Origin of the sequence: Microbacterium sp. 69-7 (genome assembly GCF_001897985.1) — a bacterium.
Classification (GTDB): Bacteria; Actinomycetota; Actinomycetes; order Actinomycetales; family Microbacteriaceae; genus Microbacterium; species Microbacterium laevaniformans.
On sequence record NZ_MKRU01000089.1, the window covers coordinates 5,624 to 6,613 of the forward strand.

At 67.9% G+C, this 990-nt stretch carries 1 protein-coding gene; it reads right to left on the reverse strand.

From position 1 onward, the window contains the following. A partial coding sequence (locus BGN98_RS09665; RefSeq protein WP_288121152.1) for a HEAT repeat domain-containing protein occupies nucleotides 1-762 on the reverse strand: 762 nt, incomplete at its 3' end. Between the last annotated feature and the right edge of the window lie 228 nt (nucleotides 763-990).

Consider the following 990-nt stretch of genomic DNA (forward strand, 5'->3'; position numbering starts at 1 on the left):
GGGAGCCAGTTCGGCGGCGTAGGCCCGGATCATCGGATCCTCATTCGACAGATTGCGGACGAGCGCGGCCTTTCCTTCGGCGTCTCCCCGAGCGGCCAGGGCGTGCTCGAAATACGCTCGCGTGAGCGGTGTCTGGAATCGGCCGACCCCGGCGCGGAGCGCGGGGAGATCGGTCGCGTCTCCGACGCGGGCCAGGATCCATGCGGCGGTTCGGGCGATGGTCTCGTCCGGCCGACCCACGGCCGATCGAATGTGGGCGAAGGCCCGGGGATTCCCGCATCGCGCCAGGGCCGCCGCCGCCATGATCGAGCGGAGCGGAGGCTCCGGGGTTTCCATCGCAGTTCGCAACAGCTTGCCGTCGCCGATCTGACGGACCTTGTAAAGGCTTTCGCAGGCGTGGGCGTGGCCGTAAGCGTCGGGCTTCGCCAACTCGTCCAGCAGCGTGCGGACGGCCGAGAGGTCGCCGCTTCGGACGATCTCGCGAGCAAGGCCGCAACGGTGCTGGGCGTCGGTCTCGACGGCCAGCTTCGGCCCGATCGCGGTCCGCGCCTCCTGACCAAACCCCGCGACGGAGAGCCCCTCAGCCGCATGCATCGACGGCCAGAACTCCGACGAGCCCAGCCCTTCGCGAAGAACCGCCAGGCAACGATCGCGAAGCGCGGGATCAAGGTCGAGGACTTCGGAAGGCTCGGCGCCCCGGGCGAGGCCGATGAAAAGGAAGACGAGCGGGACGGCGCCGATCCAGGATCGTGAGTGAGTCATGCTGCACTGGACTCCCGTGCGTGCAGGTCGTCGGGATCATGAACGATCCGCGATGATAGCACGACCGGGGGGCGGAAGCCCCGCCTGGGCGGGGACGGTTCTTCAGTCCAGGTCGATGATCGAATCGTCGTCGTCGACCAACTCGCGACCGTCTCCAGAGACGGCCAGTTCGTCGCATGAGGTGCTGCTGGGAATTTCCTCAAGAGAGGGCGCCGCGAACGAGCCGAA